The organism is Desulfobacter sp. (genome assembly GCF_050177295.1).
This window is the reverse complement of the sequence record NZ_JBFXHE010000424.1, coordinates 1-3815: the sequence shown is the minus strand read 5'-3', so window position 1 is coordinate 3815 and position 3815 is coordinate 1. Positions and strand designations below refer to the sequence as shown.

Here is a 3815-nt window from a genome sequence, read left to right as displayed (position 1 = left end):
CGGTCAGCATCGGCGTTTCCTGTGCCAAGGAAGGTGATAAGTCAGGAACGGATTTATTTGAACGGGCCGATATGGCTGTATACAAGGCAAAGGAAAATGGTCGAAATCAGGTCATGGCACAATAAGTTAAAAAATATTCTGGAGTAATAATGGAAGACAACACCTTGAAGATCACCTCCCACGTAACGGCACAAGCGCTTCAAATCATGAATGAGGACAGCAGGGAAACCCTGGCACGAAGACGGTTTTCTCCTGAAAAAATAGCTATTTTCAATGCATCACATACATCCCTTGAGACATTGCATGAATACCGTTTTTTGAAAGATACCGAGGCCGAACGTCTGCTGCCCGGAATTATCAACAACCGGGTACAGCAGGTGATTACAGATCCTGTTCCCGGTGAAAACGCAAAGGCGGGATTTTCAAAGCCAAGGAATATCGGTGTCGTTTTTTCCGGGGGCCCGGCTCCGGGCGGGCACAATGTGATTTCAGGTCTTTTTGATGAGATGAAGCGTTTCAACAGCGCGTCAAAGATGTTCGGGTTCATTAAAGGGCCTGAAGGGCTGCTTGAAAACCGGTACATTGAGATTACCGCGGGACTGGTGGATTTCTACCGGAACATGGGCGGGTTTGGCATGATTAAAACCGGGCGGACCAAAATAGATTCCGGCAGCAAAATGGAAAAGGCCCTGACTGCATGCAAGGGACTGAATCTGGATGCACTGGTGATCATCGGCGGGGATGACTCCAATACCAACGCTGCCTTTCTGGCCCAGCATTTTAAATCCTCAGGAATCAAGGTTATCGGCGTTCCCAAAACCATTGACGGCGATATCCAGGTAAAGACAGAAGACGGCAAGGTGTTGTGCGCCATCTCCTTTGGATTTCACTCTGCGGCCCGGGCCTTTGCACAAAATATTTCCAATCTGGCCAATGATGGCGGCTCGGACATTAAATACTGGCATGTGTGCAAGGTCATGGGCCGGGTGGCAAGCCATCTTACGCTGGAGACAGCGCTTCAGACCCATGTGAATCTGGCCCTGATCGGTGAGGAGTTGGCAGACTATGTGGACCAGGAGCGTATGTCCAAGGGCCTGGAGCAGGACGGGCAGATGGATTACAACGCCTATGGAATTACCCTGCGCCATCTGTCCCGGGTGATCTGTGACATTATTGTCCGGCGGGCCGCATTCGGCAAAAATTACGGGCTGATGATCATCCCCGAAGGCATCCTGGAATTTATCAATGAAATCCAGGTGTTCATCACAAAACTCAATAAAATTATTGCCGATTATAATAGAATCCATGACCTGGATTTCCACAGGTCATTTCCCACCCTGAATGAAAAACTGGATTATCTGCGCAGGATCTCCCAGGGCATGATGGACAAGGGCCGGTTTCCCATATGGAATATCCGGGATGATGAGCTGTTCAACCAGCTGCCGTCGTTTTTCAGGGAAGGGCTTCTGGTGGAAAGGGATCTTCACGGCAATTTCCAGTTCTCCCAGGTCAAAACCGAGAAGATCATCATGGATATGGTCAAAGAGTATCTTGACGTGCTTCGGGAGCAGGGGCGCTACAAGGTTGGCATTCTCCGGGATGACTATGTTTCGCTCATGGAATGTGCGGGCATGGATCCGGACCTGTTTGCCCCGGCGTTGTTTAAAAACCCCCAGGATAAATATGTGCTGGTCAAGCCGGATATCATCTCCCTTAAAACCCTGAAACTTTCCCTGGTCAATTCAGGCATGCTGGATACGGAAGAAGAGACTCCGCAGGTTCTTGTAAATATATTTAGAAAATCCCAGGCCGAATTCAAAATCCAGACCCATTTTTACGGGTATGACGGCCGGGGCACCGATCCAACCTATTTTGACTGTTGTTATGCCTACAATTTAGGGCTTACAGCCTTTCATCTGATTGCAGGCGGTGCCACAGGCCAGATGGCGGCCATCATCAACCTGGAAAAAGCGTTTGACCAGTGGCAGCCGGCCGGTATCCCCATTGCCCGGCTCATGCACCTTGAGGAACGCAAAGGACGCCTGGAACTGGTCATGGAAAAAAGCATTGTTGACCTGGAATCCAACGCCTTTAAGGTGTTCAAGGCGGTCAGAGAGGAGTGGGTGGCGGCTTGTGAATGTCCTGACCGGTTCAGAAATCCAGGGCCCATCGGGTTTTCCAGACACGTGGAAGAGGACCGGCCTTTAACGCTTCGCCTCAATGCCCTGGAATCCTAGGAAACAGAATAGGCCCCTGCCGGGCCTGGTGACGATCAGACCCGGCTGCTTTGGTTATAAACCTTAACACTGATCATTATTTTTTTTATATGAAACTAGAAACAAGACAGTTGAATACGAATTGTATTTAAAGATTAAGGGAACAATTACAAAAATGACTATTTTTTTACTGATCTTATTGATTTGCAGCTTTGGTGGCACTTTGTATTTTTTCTTAAAATCTCGACAAGCGCCCTCTGATCTTATTAGCAGAATTGAAACAATATCAAAGGGAGATTTAAAAGCAGGCGTAAATGTTTCACCGGATGATAAAGAACAGGGTGCGAAGTCTTTGATTGAAAAAATGAGACAAAGCTGGAGCAAAATATTTCGCTTGGCTGTTGGTAATATCTCCACCCTTGACGCAACTTCCAAAGCTATGAGTAACGCGTCTGAGCAGTTAACCAACGGGGCCATGGGGCTTTACAAATTGACAGAAACAGTATCTGTGGCTGCAGAGGAAATGAGTTCTAATATGAATGCTGTGGCTGCTGCCATGGAAGAATCAAACACAAATGTTTCCGTTGTTGCCGCCGCCTCGGAGGAAATGACCTCGACCATCAACGAAATTGCTGAGAATACGAGCCAGGTTCGAAAGGTAAGTTCCGAGGCTGTGGAAAAAGTCAAACGCGCCTTGCAAAATGTAGAAGCATTAGGCGTTGCTGCCCAGAAGATCGGCAAGGTAACCACTGCCATTGAGGATATATCCAGTCAAACCGATCTGCTTGCGCTTAACGCCACCATTGAGGCCGCCAGAGCCGGGGAAGCCGGGAAGGGATTTGCTGTGGTAGCCAATGAAATTAAGGAATTGGCCAAACAGACCGGAGAATCCACCGATGATATCAAAATGCAGATCAGCAGCATTCAATCGACAACCTCACAGGTAGTGGCAATCATCACTACCATATCAGAAACCATTTCCACGGTAAGTGGTCTGGTGGAAACCGTTGCAACTGCAGTTGAACAGCAGGCCATTGCGAGCAGTGAAATTTCCACCAATATTTCCCAGGCGTCAATCGGAATGCAGGAAATCAGCACCAATATTTCCCAAGCCTCCCAGGTTAATCAGGAAGTGGTTAACGACATTATCAAAGTCCGGGATACCACAGATCAGATTACCAACCGCTGTATTGAAGTCGGGGAATACTCCCATGTACTAAATGATCTGGTGCGTGCCATGGCACAATCGATGACCCATGTTCAAGTTGAACCGGCCCTGTTTGACATCGGGGATGTAAAAACGGCACATCTGAATTGGAAAATCAATCTCGAAGCTGTGCTGGCAGGTCGCAAAAAGATGCAGGCAAACGAGGTGACCGGGCATCATGACTGTCTGCTGGGCAAGTGGTATGACTCGGCCCAGGGAGATTTCACAAAAACGCAGCTATTTAAGGACATTAAGGCCCCCCATAAAGCGGTACATGATACGGCCCGAGAAATTGTTTCGCTCTATAACCAGAAGAATATCACTGCGGCACGTGAAAAGCTCAAAGCGTTTGAAGATGCCAGAGAAAAACTATTCGATCTTCTTGACAGTCT

General features: G+C 48.2%; 3 protein-coding genes. All 3 read left to right on the top strand.

The features are described 5' to 3' along the window. The first annotated feature begins 8 nt into the window (after positions 1 to 8). Entirely contained in the window at positions 9 to 125 is a 117-nt protein-coding gene (locus AB7U36_RS20340) for a diguanylate cyclase domain-containing protein (RefSeq protein ID WP_428161454.1), read from the top strand. A gap of 24 nt (positions 126 to 149) precedes the next feature. Continuing rightward, the gene (locus tag AB7U36_RS20335) at positions 150 to 2237 is read left to right on the top strand and encodes a 6-phosphofructokinase (RefSeq protein ID WP_428161453.1); all 2088 of its coding nucleotides are present in this window, start codon (positions 150 to 152) and stop codon (positions 2235 to 2237) included. 373 nt (positions 2238 to 2610) lie between these two features. Then, positions 2611 to 3815: methyl-accepting chemotaxis protein (locus AB7U36_RS20330; protein WP_428161452.1), on the top strand; the 1205-nt coding region annotated here is incomplete at its 3' end.